This is a genomic window from Roseiflexus castenholzii DSM 13941 (assembly GCF_000017805.1).
GTDB classification, from domain to species: Bacteria; Chloroflexota; Chloroflexia; order Chloroflexales; family Roseiflexaceae; genus Roseiflexus; species Roseiflexus castenholzii.
On sequence record NC_009767.1, the window covers coordinates 3781186 to 3797067 of the forward strand.

At 60.4% G+C, this 15882-nt stretch carries 13 protein-coding genes; 10 read left to right on the plus strand and 3 right to left on the minus strand.

What is annotated here, in order from left to right; all coding sequences use genetic code 11:
- The first annotated feature begins 28 nt into the window (after nucleotides 1-28).
- The 6 genes from RCAS_RS15055 to moaD all read left to right on the plus strand — a co-directional run bounded on the left by RCAS_RS15055 (nucleotide 29) and on the right by moaD (nucleotide 5224).
- On the plus strand, nucleotides 29-1066 hold the full coding sequence (locus RCAS_RS15055; protein WP_012121404.1) for a histone deacetylase family protein: 1038 nt from the start codon (nucleotides 29-31) through the stop codon (nucleotides 1064-1066).
- Between the two features lie 85 nt (nucleotides 1067-1151).
- Complete coding sequence (hisH, locus tag RCAS_RS15060; RefSeq protein WP_012121405.1) at nucleotides 1152-1775, plus strand: imidazole glycerol phosphate synthase subunit HisH; 624 nt, start codon at nucleotides 1152-1154, stop codon at nucleotides 1773-1775.
- Nucleotides 1775-2488 carry a 1-(5-phosphoribosyl)-5-[(5-phosphoribosylamino)methylideneamino]imidazole-4-carboxamide isomerase gene (gene hisA / locus RCAS_RS15065; RefSeq protein WP_012121406.1) on the plus strand — a complete coding sequence of 238 codons (714 nt, stop codon included), beginning with the start codon at nucleotides 1775-1777 and terminating at the stop codon, nucleotides 2486-2488. The genes hisH and hisA overlap by 1 nt, the downstream gene beginning before the upstream one ends.
- Nucleotides 2489-2497: 9 nt before the next feature.
- Entirely contained in the window at nucleotides 2498-3604 is a 1107-nt protein-coding gene (locus RCAS_RS15070) for a coiled-coil domain-containing protein (protein ID WP_012121407.1), read from the plus strand.
- Between the two features lie 29 nt (nucleotides 3605-3633).
- Nucleotides 3634-4410 carry an imidazole glycerol phosphate synthase subunit HisF gene (gene hisF, locus RCAS_RS15075; protein ID WP_012121408.1) on the plus strand — a complete coding sequence of 259 codons (777 nt, stop codon included), beginning with the start codon at nucleotides 3634-3636 and terminating at the stop codon, nucleotides 4408-4410.
- Nucleotides 4411-4510: 100 nt separating this feature from the next.
- Nucleotides 4511-5224: a molybdopterin converting factor subunit 1 gene (moaD, locus tag RCAS_RS15080; protein WP_012121409.1), complete on the plus strand. Its 714-nt coding sequence runs from the start codon at nucleotides 4511-4513 to the stop codon at nucleotides 5222-5224.
- Here moaD and RCAS_RS15085 read toward each other — a convergent pair.
- Nucleotides 5206-6840, minus strand: coding sequence for a hypothetical protein (locus RCAS_RS15085; RefSeq protein WP_012121410.1), 1635 nt, complete (start codon nucleotides 6838-6840; stop codon nucleotides 5206-5208). The two genes, moaD and RCAS_RS15085, sit on opposite strands and share 19 nt — an antisense overlap.
- 65 nt (nucleotides 6841-6905) lie before the next feature.
- The gene (locus RCAS_RS15090) at nucleotides 6906-8303 is read right to left on the minus strand and encodes a hemolysin family protein (protein WP_012121411.1); all 1398 of its coding nucleotides are present in this window, start codon (nucleotides 8301-8303) and stop codon (nucleotides 6906-6908) included.
- Nucleotides 8304-8571: 268 nt separating this feature from the next.
- On the opposite strand from RCAS_RS15090, the gene RCAS_RS15095 reads away from it, so the two are divergent.
- Nucleotides 8572-9027 (plus strand): ABC transporter permease, encoded by a 456-nt coding sequence (locus RCAS_RS15095; protein ID WP_041330880.1) that lies wholly within the window; start codon nucleotides 8572-8574, stop codon nucleotides 9025-9027.
- Between the two features lie 17 nt (nucleotides 9028-9044).
- On the opposite strand, the gene RCAS_RS15100 is transcribed toward RCAS_RS15095, so the two are convergent.
- The gene (locus RCAS_RS15100; protein WP_012121412.1) at nucleotides 9045-9641 is read right to left on the minus strand and encodes a hypothetical protein; all 597 of its coding nucleotides are present in this window, start codon (nucleotides 9639-9641) and stop codon (nucleotides 9045-9047) included.
- Nucleotides 9642-10133: 492 nt separating this feature from the next.
- On the opposite strand from RCAS_RS15100, the gene accD reads away from it, so the two are divergent.
- The 3 genes from accD to RCAS_RS15115 all read left to right on the plus strand — a co-directional run bounded on the left by accD (nucleotide 10134) and on the right by RCAS_RS15115 (nucleotide 15856).
- Nucleotides 10134-11036 (plus strand): acetyl-CoA carboxylase, carboxyltransferase subunit beta, encoded by a 903-nt coding sequence (gene accD, locus RCAS_RS15105; RefSeq protein ID WP_041330882.1) that lies wholly within the window; start codon nucleotides 10134-10136, stop codon nucleotides 11034-11036.
- Nucleotides 11037-11056: 20 nt separating this feature from the next.
- A complete protein-coding gene (locus RCAS_RS15110; protein WP_012121414.1) occupies nucleotides 11057-11887 on the plus strand; it encodes an acetyl-CoA carboxylase carboxyltransferase subunit alpha in 831 nt (276 codons plus the stop codon).
- Nucleotides 11888-12166: 279 nt separating this feature from the next.
- The gene (locus RCAS_RS15115) at nucleotides 12167-15856 is read left to right on the plus strand and encodes an SDR family NAD(P)-dependent oxidoreductase (RefSeq protein WP_012121415.1); all 3690 of its coding nucleotides are present in this window, start codon (nucleotides 12167-12169) and stop codon (nucleotides 15854-15856) included.
- Nucleotides 15857-15882: the final 26 nt, after the last annotated feature.

Consider the following 15882-nt stretch of genomic DNA (forward strand, 5'->3'; position numbering starts at 1 on the left):
TGTGTCACCTATGCTATAATGCACGGCTATGAGAACAGCCATCGCCATCAACCCGCGCCACGCAGCCCACGACGAGCCGCGCCATGTCGAGCAGGCAGCCCGGTTACACGCGATAACCGCTGCGCTGAACGCCAGTGGTCTGCGCGCGTCGCTGCTCGAGATTCCGGCGCGTCCGGCGACTGAGGATCAGTTGCTCGCAGTCCATAGCCCATCGATGATCGAACTGGTGCGCTGGTCGGCAAATCGCCCGCATTCGTGGATTGATCACGACACGTATACCACTTCAGCCAGTTGGGACGCCGCTCTCATGGCGGCAGGAACAGCAGTAGCAGTCGTCGAAGCAGTCGTTGGCGGGTCGGCGCGGAATGGCTTTGCGCTCGTGCGCCCTCCCGGTCACCACGCAACACCGACCGAGTCAATGGGTTTTTGCCTGTTCAACAATGTTGCAGTTGCGGCGCGCTACGCCATTGACCATCTGAGCATTGGGCGCGTTGCCATCGTCGATTTCGATGTGCACCACGGAAATGGCACACAGGACATCTTTTACACGGATGATCGCGTCTTCTTCTGTTCGACGCACGCTTCGCCGCTCTACCCTGGCACCGGCGCCGAACGCGACATTGGTTCGGGCAAAGGGCATGGCACGACGCTGAACCTGCCATTGCCCCACGGCGTCGGCGACGCTGGTTTTGCCCGCCTGTTCGATGATGTTGTCATCCCGGCGATTCGCCGCTATCGCCCCGACCTGATCCTGGTCTCCGCCGGGTATGATGGTCACTGGGCAGACCCACTCGGTCCGTTGACGCTGTCGGTCGCCGGGTATGCGGCGCTGACGCGGCGCCTGATGGAAGCAGCGGAAGAGGTCTGCCGGGGACGGATGGTGCTGGTGCTCGAAGGCGGCTATCATCTGAGAGCGCTGGCAGCCAGTGCAATGGCATGCCTCGAAGTGCTGACGAACAAGAATAGCATTGTCGTTGACCCGCTCGGACCCGCAGGCGAATCGGAACCGGATGTGTCGGCACTGATCGCCCGTATGCGCCAGAACCATCCCTTGCTCGCCGGATAATGCCAGCGTCGACCGGCGCTGAAGGCGCGATCTGTCAGCCACAGACGGACAAGCCTTCGCGCTGGCTTATGTGACGGATATTGCTATGAGCATCGCAGTGATCGACTATGGCGCCGGAAATCTGCGCAGTGTCGTGCGCGCTCTGCAACGGATCGGCGCGCCGCTCGAGGTGACCAGCAATCCGAATGCGGTGATTGCTGCGCCTGCCGTGGTACTGCCCGGCGTTGGCGCGACCCGCGACACAATGCAGAGCCTGGAACAGTTGGACCTCGTTGCTGCCATTCACGAGGTCATCGCGCGCGGGACACCGTTCCTCGGCATTTGCGTCGGTATGCAGGTGCTCTGTGATCAGAGCGAGGAGTTCGGTCCGCATCCCTGCCTCGGCATCGTTGGCGGCGCGGTGCGCCGCCTGCCATCGCATCTGAAAGTACCGCAGATTGGATGGAACCAGGTGTGCTATATGCCGCACGCAGCGCGGCATCCGCTCTTCGCCGGAATCGACGACGGCAGTGATTTCTATTTCGTTCACTCCTACTACTGCGATCTGACTGATGAGCACGATATCGCTGCCACAACGACGTATGGGCTTGCTTTCCCCAGCGTGCTCATTCGCAGAAATCTGGCAGCCGTGCAGTTCCATCCCGAAAAGAGCGGTCATTATGGGCTGCAACTCCTGACGAACTTCATCAGATGGGCGGGTGTGGCATAATGGAGATCATTCCTGCTATTGATTTGAAGGACGGTCGCTGTGTGCGCCTCTACCAGGGCGATTTCCAGCAGGTCACCGTCTATGGCGATGATCCGGTTGCAATTGCGCAACACTGGTTCGAACAGGGGGCGCCACGCCTACACCTTGTCGATCTCGATGGCGCGCGCAGCGGGCAGCCGGTCCATACCGACATCATACGCGCGATTGTGCGGTCTTTTGGCGCGCCGGTGCAACTGGGAGGCGGGCTGCGCAGCATCGAAGCCGTCGAGCGTGCGCTGGAACTGGGAGTGCAACGCGTTGTTCTGGGCACGGCAGCCGTTGAACATCCCGACATGATCGCCCATCTGGTCGCGCAATTCGGCGACGCTATCGCTGTCGCAATTGATGCGCGCAACGGCATGGCGGCGACGGCTGGATGGACGGAGACCGCCGCCATGAGCGCCGTTGATCTGCTCGAACGCATGGTGACGCTGGGGGTCCGGCGCGTCATTTATACCGATATTTCGCGCGACGGCACCCTTTCTGAACCGAACATCGCGGCAACCGGGGCGCTCGTGCGCCCCGATGGTCCTGCAATTATTGCATCGGGAGGAATCAGCACACTTGATCACTTGCGTCGCCTGGCAGACGTTGGCGTTGAGGGTGCGATTGTCGGACGAGCGCTCTATACCGGCGATCTGTCACTGCGTGAAGCGCTTGCAGCCTTCCAATGAGGAGAGCATATGACCAATTCAGGTAAGCCAGGCGGTTCCGCCAGCAAGTACGACGAAGAGCGCCTCCGCGCCGCAGAACAATCGCAGTTTGTGTATCTCCAGGGGCAGATCGACGAACTGCGGCGTCTGCTGAAAGAGCAGTCGAATAAGTATGCCTGGGCGATGGAGCAAGTCCGACGTGTGGAAGCAAGTGTCGCGCAGATCGAAGGGTTGCTCGACCGCCAGCGTCAGGAAACAACGCAAGCGCTCGATAGTTACCGGCGCGACATCGCGGCGCTGCGTAAGGAAGTGGCAGGCGCAATGGTCAAGATCGATGAAGCGTTGCGTCCAATGCGCGAAATGCAATCGCAGATCCAGCAACTTGGCGAGGCGCGCCGCCAGGATCGCGACGCAATTGCACCGATCTTTTCCCGCATCGACGATCTGGAGCAGCGCGTCGCAAGTTGGAACGCGCAGATCAAGGAGACCGAAGAGCGTCATCGCACTCTTGCAGCGCGCCTTAACGAGTTCACGGCGGCAGACGAGGCGCTGCGCGCTGAAATACGTCGCTTGAACGAGGACCTTCAGATCGAAAAGCAGAGCCTGCGCCGTCAGGCGGTTGAGGCGCAACAACTCGTCGCCGATATCCATCCAACGCTCGCGGCACACACCAGTCGCCTCAACCGCCTTGACGAAATTCGCCAGCATCTCGACCTCTTCGCCGAACAATTGCCGTCACAGATAACCGCGCTGAATGAACGAATCAATGAGGTCATCGGCGAAATCAAGCGCATTGAGCGTATCTCGACCGAACGCTTCCTGATGAATCAGGAGCGAGTGGAAGAGATTCGCCAGCAACAGGACGAGAAGATTGCGTCGATCACAGAAACTGAAGAGCAACATCTGCGGCAGTTGAACGCCTGGCTCGACCGTATCGACGCCTGGCTGCGTGAACTGGAACAACGCCAGAATCGCACTGCCGGTCAGTTGGAGCATGTTCAACGTGAGAGCCTCGCCTATCTCGCCGATCTTGAGCGTCGTGATATTCGCCTGGTTGAAACGTTGCTCAATGCACTGCGCACCCAGGCGGACGAAATTCACGCCGAACAGGTGGAACGCGGACGGGGGACGCAGTAAGGCACGAAAGGTGTTGTTGGAGAACTGTCATGCTCAAACGCCGCGTCATTCCGTGTCTGGATGTCAAGGCAGGTCGGGTGGTCAAGGGCGTCGCCTTTCTGAACCATCGAGATGCTGGCGATCCCGTCGAACTCGCCGCAGCCTATGATGCGGGCGGCGCCGATGAACTGGTGTTCTACGACATTACCGCCAGCAGCGACGAACGCGATATTATGATCGATGTCGTCGAACGCACTGCGGCGCAGGTGTTCATTCCATTAACAGTCGGCGGCGGGTTGCGCACGGTCGAGGATATGTACCGCATGTTGCGCGCCGGCGCCGATAAAGTGTCGATCAACACGGCGGCGGTGCTCAACCCGCAATTGATCGAAGATGGCGCGCGACGGTTCGGCAGCCAGTGTATCGTGCTCTCCATCGATGCCCGGCGGGTCAACGCGCCGGACGAACCGCCGCGCTGGCAGGTCTTTACTCATACCGGTCATAACCCGCGCCCGACCGGTCTCGACGCTGTCGAATGGGCGCGACGCGGCGTTGATCTGGGGGCAGGCGAGATCGTCATCAACAGCATGGATGCTGATGGCGTCGGCAGCGGGTATGATCTCGATCTCCTGCGCGCCATTGCGGATGCAGTCGGTGTGCCGGTCATTGCGTCCGGCGGCGTCGGCTCCCCGGAACACATGTACGCCGGTCTCGTCGAGGGGTGCGCCGATGCCGTGCTCGCGGCGTCGATCTTCCACTTCGGTGCGTATACCATTCAAGATGTCAAACGATATCTGGCAGAGCGCGGGGTGCCGGTGCGTATGTAGGCGCGAGGAGATGTCGGGGCGCCTATGCGGACGCCCGTCGGGTGGTCGGGGCGCATCCCCACAGCCCCTGACCCAAAACAGAGCGGCAGGATTGAGATCTATGACCAAGAGCATCACGATCACCGTTCGCTACTTTGCGGCACACCGTGAGATCACCGGTTGCAGTGACGAAACGCTCGTCCTCGCGCCTGGCACGACCGTCGGCGCGCTATGGGAGATGCTAACCGAACGCTACCCGCGGCTTGCCGGGTATAGCGGGCGGTTGCTGTTTGCAGTCAATCAGGAATTCGCTGCGTCCGATCACACCCTGCGCGACGGCGATGAAGTCGCCTTTATTCCGCCGGTGAGCGGCGGCGCGCTCCAACCGTTCGTTGTCACTCCCGACCCGCTTGATCCCGCGCCGCTCGTTGCGCTGGTACAGGCGCCCGATATGGGCGCAATCGTCACATTCGCCGGCGTGGCGCGCGACAACTTTGGCGGGCGCAAAACCGCCTTCCTGGAATATGAGGCGTATCCCGGTATGGCGGAAGCGGTGCTCGCACAGATTGCCGCCGAAGCGCGCGCGCGCTGGCAGACCGGTGCGATCGCGGTGCATCATCGGATTGGGCGCCTGGAGATTGGCGAAACGGCAGTTCTGGTAGTGGTCGCCGCGCCGCATCGCCGTGAAGCCTTTGCAGCCGCCGAATGGATTATGGACCGCATCAAAGAAGTTGCGCCGATCTGGAAAAAGGAACATTGGGCGGATGGCGACGCCGAATGGGTTGGCGACGAGAAGGAGCGTAAGCAGAAGGCGCCTCAGCGTTCGACAATATAAATGACATATTCTCCAATAACCCGCTTTGGGAAGGTTGCATCCAGATACGCGCGCACATCGGCTGATGCCAGTGGTTCTGCATCCCACCCGAGATCCCGTCCTATCGGCAATGCCGCATATAATCGCGCTTCCGGCGCTGCCAGGCGTTTTGCTGCTGCATCAGGATCGCGCGGCAGCGCGACGTAGCGAATCGGGGCAACTTCCAGGTAGCGACGAAAATTGGCTGCATCGTGCATGATGTTCCTTTGAAAGACGGGATCGTGCTCGAACCAGGTTGCCGGTTGACGGGCATAGAGCGCGGCATGCCAGTACTGATCGGTCAGAATAACCCCCGCAGGCGCATCACGCAAGACTGACCATACCGGCATCATCGTCGCCGTCACCTGCGCCTGCAATCTTTGGTACACGACGCCAGCGCCGTTCACTGCTGCAAAAATGGTAAAGATTGTTACCAGAAGCGCAAACCGCGCGCGACGCTCTACCTGAAACAGCCCGGCGGCTGACAGGATGCAGAGTGCAGGCAATGCCGGAATAAAGATGCGCGGATTGTTGCTTGCCCCCGGAAGTGCAGCATAGACCAACAGCACGACCACACCGAGCGCAACCCAGATGGCGAGCATGATCGTCGCTGCGCCTGCTGCGCGATGCCAGACCGCCAGAATTGCGGGAAAAGCCATAAGCGCCAGCGTCGCCGTCGCCAGCGGGAGCGGCAGCGTGAACATCTGTTCCAACATCTGCGGCGCAATTGTGAGGAAAACATCGATCTGCGGAGCGCCGCCGACTGTTGTCGGGCGTCCAACGATGCCGTAGATCAGAATGATCCATGGCGCCAGGCAAAGCGCAGGAACGCCAAGCGTCAGCAGCGCATAGCGCAGGGGCAGCGGCTGCGCGCTTCGCAGGCTCAGCAACCACATCAGCCCCGCAGTGCCAAGGTAAAGCATAATCAGGTCAATCTTGCCGTACATCGCCAGCGCGCCGCAGAGCGCCGCAAGCCAGGCGCGTCGCTCAACAAACGCCCAGAGCGCCACAGTCAATACCAACGCCGAGAGCGGCTCGACAAACGACAGAGGACCATGCTCACGAAAGACGGGGAACAGCGCCAGAAGCGCCGCAGCCAGCAATCCTCCCCGCGGTCCGATATACCGCGATCCCAAAGCATAGGTCAGAATGACGACCATCCCTGCCGCAACCGGCACTATCGCCTGAAGCGCCCCATATGATCCGCTCACACGCCAGACCGCGCCGAACAGGATCAGGTACAGCGGTCCCCACCATGGATGAAGCGAACCGCTGCGCCCACGCGCAAAACTGGCCGGCGCGAGGGACGCCGGCTCAGGCGGGAATCCATTCACGCGGTCATACGGGTCTTCGGCATCGATCAGGAAACGGGGCGACTCCCAGGCGACCATGCCCCAGTGCAGGTTGCGCGGGCTATCCCCGTACTGTACGCCGGTCAGCGCCTGGAAAAGAACATACTGCACCGCAAGCGCGCCAAGGAGTGCATAGCGCGCGTTACACCAGCGAGACAGCAGGGCGTTCATGTCGTCGCGCTCGGATTGCGTGAGCCGCAGCGCCAGGATGTGCGCAACGCAATGTGGTTCCCGCAGCAGTGCCATACACGCCTGCTAACCACATATGAGCAACACTCGAGGCAAGGCACATCATGGCAGGCGTGCGCCGATCAGGCTGCTTCAGCGTTACTCTGGCGCGTCTTCGGCGCGATGGCGCGAGTCGCCAGGACATGGCGCGTTTGATCGACTGACGGACGCGGCGGAATGATCAAGACCTTGTCGATTCGTCGTCCATCCATATCGACGACCTCGAACGTATAGCCTTCCCATTTGACGCTGTCGCCAGCATTCGGAATACGACCGAGCAGCGCGAGCACGAAACCGGCAAGCGTCTCGAAACCGTGCTCACGCACCAGATCATCGGCGGGAGGCAGGGCAAGTCGTTCGTGAAGATCGGCGAACGGCGTCAGTCCATCGACCAGATAACTGCCGTCGTCACGTTGCACGATCGACTCGCTGATCTCATCGTACTCGTCCGAAATATCGCCAACCAATTCTTCGAGCATATCCTCAATCGTGATCACACCGGCAACCTGACCATATTCATCGAGGACGACGGCAAGCGCATGGCGGTTCTGCTTCAGTTGCTGGAACGCCTGCGCAGCGCGTTGACTTTCGATGATATACATTGGCGGGCGCAACAACTCCCGCAAATTCGGCGGCTCACATTGCCCCCAGAATGCCAGCAAGTCTTTGACGTACAGGATGCCGATGACATGATCGAGCGTCCCTTCGTACACCGGAATGCGTGAATAGCCGGATTCGGTGGCAATTTTCAATGCTTCATCCAACGGCGTGTCGATGTCGATGGCAGTGATCTGCGTGCGCGGCGTCATCAGCGAGCGCACCGTCCGATCGCTGAACTTAAAGACATTATGGATCACGGTTTGCTCGGAATCCGCTACCGTACCTTCAGCAGCGCCCTCACGCACCAGCGCCATAATGTCGTCCTCGGTGACGGGCATTTCTGCCACGTTATGACGACCGAGCAACCGCAGGACAACGTCGGTCGAGAAGGTCAGAAACATGACTGCTGGCAATGCAATACGCGCCAGCAACACCATGAGCGGAGCGACTATCGCAGCCACTCGTTCGGCATTCTGCAACGCCAGACGCTTGGGAACCAACTCGCCGACAATGAGCGAGAGATAACTGATGCCCAATGCTACAATGGCCGGCGCCAGCGCGCCGGCATAGGGCGCCAGCGCAGGAATGTTCTGCAACCATGCATTGACGACGCGCACGACGCTCGCACCGCCGAAGACTGCTGCAAATGTGCCAAAGAGGGTAATGCCAACCTGCACCGTCGAAAGGAACCGACTCGGCGCTTCCCGCAGCGTGAGCGCGGCGCGTGCGCCGCCGTCGCCCCGTTCCGCCTGCTGCTCGAGCCGCCCTTTGCGCGCGGAGACGATCGCAATCTCCGATGCGGCAAAAAAGCCGTTGGCGATGATAAGGAGCAATATCAGGAGGCTCTCAACGAGGATGTTTGAATGTTCGGTCTGTTCCATACTGATGATTGAGCAGGCAATGACAGCAGCGCCTGCTGTATAGAGAAGTATACTGTTTACACAGCGGGTGTCAAGTGATTGCCAGAGTCAGGATGTGTCTCTGTCCCACGGCAGTATGCAAACCTCTACTCCGCCAACAAAGGCGTAAACATATGATGGAGTTCGTCAAGGCTGATAGAGCGATCAACCAGAGACGGACTCACCCGGTATACGACCGGCATTCAACAATCTGCGGCGACGTAATGCCAATGACGATTGAAGATGCCGCATGCGTGTCATTCCGAGCGCAGCGACTGGTCATTCCGAGCGCAGCGACTGGTCATTCCGAGCGCAGCGACTGGTCATTCCGAGCGCAGCGACTGGTCATTCCGAGCGCAGCGACTGGTCATTCCGAGCGCAGCGACTGGTCATTCCGAGCGCAGCGAGGAATCTCAGCGGGTCGCGCATGACCCCTCGCGCTGCTCGGGGTGACCATGCCGGATGGTCACAGGTAATTTGGTATAAGACGCGCACATTACTGACGCTGCCCGGCATTACCGTCGGCGTCGCTGCCGTGATCGCGCTCTCGACATTTGGCAAGGGCATGGCAAGCGGTTTCGAGACCACGCCGTCGGCATCCGGCGCCGATAACAATACAGGCGGCGCCTTTCGACGCCGCCATGATGATTCCAAAGGCAATCGGCGCGAGAGCGTTCCTGCTCCCCCCGATAGACGCTTGTCGTAGTGAATGGTCCCGGTGAATTATCGGCTCCAGATAACCCTGCCGGTGGCACGATTCGTGATGGTATCCGGCTTAATATGCTCCTCGCCGTTTTTGTCAATGCGCCGCACGCCAATCACTTGCACCGACGCATCCGCCGGCAGCGCGGCGAGCGCGCGCGCCAAAGGAGGCGGCGTGCGCACCACATCTCCGGTGTTGAGCACGAAACCGTTCACTCGACCACTCCGACTGTAGGTAACCTCAACAATCTGACCGCCGACATTCACGACTTCCTCGATGACCACACGAGTATTCGTGTTGGTGTTCGTAATCACCTGCGCTTTCACATGCACATCACCACGCCGACCTACCCGCTCAGAACCTTCGACCCGCACCGGTGTTCCTATCGTTACCGCCTGCGTCACTTCCCAGGCGCGATGCTCCGGGAAGCGAACTTCGGTTCCATTATCGAGGTAGAAACCCTCAACCTCACCGCGTCGTCCATATTTGAAATCGGTGACCGTGCCGGTGACCGTGACAGGAGTTTCGATCTGCTGCGGACGAGCATACGATACATCGGGCAGCACCAGGGCTGCGCAAATGGCAAGAATACCAAGCATAGTCAGTGCTACACGCATAAACACCCTCCCTCCAAATAATTAATGCGACAAGGCTCATTTTTGGCAGTATACACCGGCCTTCTGAATACGTCAAAATCTCATCCTCATCGTTCGAGGCGCAGATCGTTTGACCATCATCGCCGCACCACACGACGGACAGACGCCATGGGCGTCGCCCATGCCATGCACCCGTCCTGTCATCTTTCTTCCCACGCTCAACACCATCCCCGCCATCCGTCGGGGATGGTATCCGTTCTGGGGATGCAAAACCTGTACTTCCGGGGATTTTGTTCAAAAACTCACAATGGTATACTGCGTCATGAACATAACCCGAAGTATCAGCACACTGCCCCTTCAGACGGCGCGCCCACAACGGGCTTCACGATGGTCATCAACCAGGCGCCCGCACATGTGAAGACGCGCCGCATGCTGCTATCCGTTTCTCATGTGGTCAGGCGCTCCGGGGGTTATGCAGGGCGACCGCACAGTCTGTGGCAAGGAGAGGACTCGATGAAAGAGTTGATTCAACGATCGCGGAAGAGCTTCACCGTCGTGCATCCGATCGAGTCGGACGTGCCGGACAACGTCTGGGTCAAGTGCCCGTCGTGCCGGGAATTGATCTACCACAAGCAACTGGCTGAGCGCATGAAGGTGTGTCGCTGCGGCTACCACATGCGCCTGACAGCGCGTGAGTGGCTGGCGCTGCTCGATGAAGGTTCGTTCGTCGAATACGACGCGCACCTGCGCCCCACCGACCCGCTCGGCTTTGTGTCGCCCAAAGAAGCATATGCCGATAAACTGCGCGAAACGCAGCGTCGCACCGGTCTTGCTGATGTCGTGGTGAGCGGCGTTGGCAGCATTGAAGGATACCGACTGTCGATTGCAGTGTGCGATTTCAACTTCATCGGCGGCTCGATGGGCAGCGTCTTCGGCGAGAAGATGGCGCGCGCTGCGGAGCGCGCGGCGACGCTCGGCATTCCGCTGCTCACGATCAACACCAGTGGCGGCGCGCGCATGCAGGAAGGCGTGATCGCGCTGATGCAACTGGCGAAAGTCAATATGGCGCTCACCCGTCTGGCGGCGGCGCGTCAACCGCATATCGCCGTACTTGTCGATCCATGCTATGGCGGCGTCACTGCCTCCTACGCCTCAGTCGCCGACATTATTATTGCCGAGCCGGGCGCCAACATCGGCTTTGCCGGTCGCCGTGTGATTGAACAGACGATTCGCCAGAAACTGCCGGCGGATTTTCAGACTGCCGAATTTATGCTCCAGCACGGCATGGTCGATATGGTCACACCGCGCAGCGAGTTGCACGGTGTGCTGGCAAAACTGCTGCGCCTCTACGCCGCCGAAGGGCGCAGTGGAGCGTATTCCTCCGAAGCGGTCGCACCGACGCTGGCATCCATCTGACATGCGGAGCTGAAGAGAGCATGACACAGACGCTTACTCCCTGGGATAAAGTGCAACTTGCACGCCATATGCAGCGCCCGCGCACGCTTGATTATATTCGCGGGTTGTGCGACGATTTTGTGGAACTGCATGGCGACCGACGCTATGGCGATGATGCCGCGATTGTTGGCGGCGTGGGGACTTTTGAAGGACGGACCGTTGTGCTGGTAGGGCACCAGAAGGGGCGTGATGCGCGGGAAAATATTCGACGCAACTTTGGGATGCCGCATCCAGAAGGGTACCGCAAAGCGCTACGGTTGTTTCAGCATGCCGAGAAGTTCGGCTTCCCGGTGATCTGTTTCATCGATACGCCAGGCGCCAATCCGAACCGCGAGTCGGAAGAGCGCGGGCAGGCGAATGCGATTGCCGAGAATATCCTGGTGATGGCAGGGTTGAAGACCCCGATCATTGCGTGCGTGATTGGCGAAGGCGGCAGTGGCGGCGCATTGGCGATCGGCGTTGGCGACCGCATTCTGATGCTGGAGCATGCGATTTACTCGGTCGCCTCGCCAGAAGCGGCGGCATCGATCATCTGGCGTGATGCCGCGAAAGCGCCCGATGCGGCGCGCGCGATGCGTATTACAGCGCAGGATCTGCTGGAATTGGGGATCATCGACGAGATTGTTCCCGAACCGCCAGGCGGCGCGCATACCGATATGGGCGCCATAGTTGCGACCCTGGGGAACTATCTCCGCCGCCATCTGACCGAACTGCTGGCGCTGGATGTCGCAACGCTGTTAGAGCGTCGCTATGCGCGCTATCGGGCGATTGGAAGGTACGAAGAAGACAGTCGCCAGGCTGTCTTCGCGTAGGGACTGTGTTGTAACTGGCGTTGCGATGATACGCATGCAGTTTTTGAACGGCAACAGTGAGCGGTAGATCAATCCGCCGGAGCATGGCTGGAGCGTCTGCATCAGTAGTGCTTCCGGCGATTCCCCCGATGCGGCTCCCGCAAACGACTGGTTGATCGGCGTCACGCGCAGGCCGCCCAGGGCAGAATGCGCGTATTCAGAAACCAGCGATCTGTGGCGCTGCCACAGTGCATCCATACCGCAGTGTGGCGGGCGCCACGGGAATGAGGAGAGAAGTCCATGAGCACAGTGCGACGACTGGAAGGAAAAGTGGCGCTGATCACGGGCGGCGCTGGCAACATTGGCGAGGTCATCACCCGCCGATTTCTGGCGGAAGGCGCGACGGTCGTTATTACGGGGCGCAATGCGGAAAAACTTGCGGTGTATCGCCGCCGCCTGATCGATGAAGAGCGCGTTGCTCCCGAGCGCGTCGTTGCGCTGCGTATGGACGGCAGCGATATTGCTCAGGTGCGCGCAGGAGTTGCGCAGATCGTCCACGGCGGCACAGACGTTCCCATACCGCTGCATCGTATCGATATCCTGGTCAACAACGCCGGCAGCGCCGGACCCCGCCGTCGCCTGGTTGATATTCCGCTCGAACCCTCGGAAGTGCAACCGCCAGACAGCGAAACGCTGGCGCAGGCGGTCGGGAATCTGGTTGGAATTACGTGGAATCTGACACGCGCAGCGGCGCCGCATATGCCGTCTGGCAGCAGCGTGATCAATATTTCGACGATCTTTTCTCGCACCGATTACTACGGGCGTATTGCGTATGTTGCGCCTAAGGCGGCGCTCAATGCGCTGAGCGACGGGTTGGCGCGCGAATTGGGTGTGCGCGGCATTCGCGTCAATACCATCTACCCCGGGCCGATCGAGAGCGAACGCATTTATACGATGTTTCAGGCGATGGACGCGCTCAAAGGTCAACCCGAGGGCGACACTGCCAGTGGCTTTCTGAGGATGATGCGCTTGAGCCGCATCGATCAGAATGGCGAAGTGGTCAAACGCTTCCCTTCTCCTGTTGATGTCGCCAATACGGCGGTGTTCCTCGCCAGCGATGAGTCGGCAGCGTTCACCGGGCACGCCTTCGAGGTGACACACGGCATGGAGGTGCCAACCGAGAGTCGCACAACGTTTGTGTCGCGCCCCGGGCTGCGCAGCGTCGATGCCACCGGCAAGGTTATTCTGATCTGCGCTGGCGATCAGGTTGATGATGCGGTTGCGCTGGCCGACACGTTGCGCTCCTGCCGCGCGACGGTCGTGATCGGGTTCCGTGATCCGCGCGCGCTAGAAAAGGCGTCAGTGCTCCTGCGCGAACCACGCCACGCGCTTGCTGCCGATATGTATGGCCGCCCGACGATGACGGCGGAAGCGCGCCTGGTGCGCCTCGATCCCCTCGACCCGCGCGCTGCGGCACAGACGCTCGAGCAGATTCATGCCGAACTCGGCGCCATTCACCACGCTGTCGTTCTGCCTGGGCAGAGTCGCCATGCGCCTTCCGCAAGCCTGATCGAAGTGGACGATCAGGTCGTCGAGCGCTTCCTGCACCAGGAATTAGTAGGCACGATTGCGCTGGCGCGCGAACTGGCGCGCTTCTGGGAGGAATATCCTTCCGGCTCATCAATGCATCGCGTGCTGTTTGTGAGCAATCCCGACGATCAGCAGGGTAATCAGTATAGTCACATCCTGCGCGCTGCGGTCGAGCAATTGGTGCGCGTCTGGCGCCATGAGAGCGAGTACGACTCGGTCAATCCAGCGCATCAGCAGGAAGGTCAGTCGAGCGCCGCTGTGTGGGCGAACCAATTGATCCGCTATGTGAACAATGAGATGGCCAACCTCGATTTTACCTGCGCATGGGTGGCAAAATTGTTGGGGAGCGACCGGCGCATTGCTGAAATCAATCTCTATCTCCCCGAAGAAATCGTGGGCACGATTGGCGTGCATAATCCGGGGTTCGGTTGGGCGGAAAGTCTGTTTGGTCTCCATATGGGGAAGGTGGCGTTGATCACCGGCGGCAGCGCGGGCATCGGCGGTCAGATCGGGCGTTTGCTGGCGCTCTCCGGCGCGCACGTGATGCTGGCGGCGCGTAACGCCGATCAGTTGGAGCAGATGCGCGCGTCGATCGTGCGTGAGGTGCGCGATGCCAGTTATCCTGATGCCGAGTCGCGCGTGGCGATCTTCCCCGGCAGCGATGTCTCCGACATCGACGGGCTTGAACGCCTGGTCAACCATACGGTGCGCGTGTTTGGCAAGGTGGATTACCTGATCAACAATGCGGGCATCGCCGGCGCCGAAGAGATGGTGATCGATATGCCGGTGGACGCCTGGCGCCATACACTGCGCGCCAATCTGATCAGCAATTATGCGCTGCTGCGCCGCCTCGCGCCGCAAATGAAGGCGGCGGGCGGGGCGTATGTGCTGAATGTGTCGTCCTACTTCGGCGGCGAAAAGTATGTGGCGATCCCATACCCGAACCGCTCCGATTATGCGGTCAGTAAGGCGGGTCAGCGCGCCATGGTCGAAAGTCTGGCGCGCTTCCTTGGTCCTGAGATTCAGATCAACGCAATCGCGCCCGGTCCGGTGGAAGGTGAACGGCTGAAAGGCGCCGGGAGTCGTCCTGGTCTGTTCATGCGCCGTGCGCGGTTGATTCTGGAAAACAAACGCCTCAATGAGGTCTTCGCTGCGCTGCTGGCAGCGCGCCACGAGGGCGCGACCATCGCCGATCTGTTGCCCGATCTGTTCGCCAATGACATTCAGTCCATCGCCAATAGCGCTGCGATGCCGGCGCCGCTGCGCCGCCTGGCGACGATGCTGCGCGAGACGAGCGATGCTGGCGGGAGCGCGCAGTCGTACCTGATGAATGCGACAATTGCGCGCAAATTGCTCAATCGGCTGGAGAATGGCGGGTACATTACGCTCCACGACCGACGCGCGCTGACCGTTGAACCGCCGGAGCCGTTCTTTACCGAAGCGCAGATCGAGCGCGAAGCGATCAAGGTGCGTGATGGCATTCTGGGAATGCTCCACCTGCAACGAATGCCGACCGAGTTCGATGTGGCGCTGGCGACGGTCTTCTATCTGGCGGACCGGAATGTGACGGGCGAGACGTTCCATCCGTCGGGCGGGCTGCGCTTTGAGCGCACGGTCACCGAAGGCGAACTGTTTGGCAAGCCGGGACAGCAGCGCCTGGAACGACTGAAAGGCAGCGTCGTCTATCTGATCGGTGAGCACCTGCGCCAACATCTGGTGCTGCTGGCGCGCACCTTCCTCGATGAGATTCATGTCGCGCGCGTCGTTCTGCTGACAGAAACCACGCAGGCGGCAACCGACCTGGCAGCCGAACTGTCCGATTATGAAGCCGCCGGACGATTCGTTGTCATCCCGACGTGTGGCGACATTGAAGGCGGTATTGATCGAGCGATGGCAGAATACGGCCGCCCCGGTCCGGTTATCTCGACGCCGTTCCGCCCGCTGCCGGATCGCGCCCTGAGCGCCCGAAACGGTGATTGGAGCAGTGTGTTGACCACCGCCGAATTCGAGGAATTGGTCGAACAGCAGATCACCCATCACTTCCGCGTTGCGCGCAAGGCGGGGCTGATCGAGGGCGCGAACGTCACCCTGGTGACGCCGCCGACCTCGGCGCGCTCGACGTCCGAAGAGTTCGCGCTGGCAAACTTCGTCAAGACGACGCTCCACGCACTCACGGCGACCGCTGGCGCCGAAAGTGAACGCACGGTGCCGCATGTGCCGGTCAATCAGGTGGACCTGACGCGGCGCGCCCGCAGCGAGGAGCCTCGCACGCCATCCGAAGAGGAAGAGGAATTGCAGCGTTTTGTGAATGCCGTGCTGCTGACCAGTGCGCCGCTGCCAACGCCGCTCGAAAGCCGCTATCGGGCGCGCATCTATCGTGGAAATGCGATTACCGTGTAAATAAAGGGATCTTGTCAGGAGAAAAG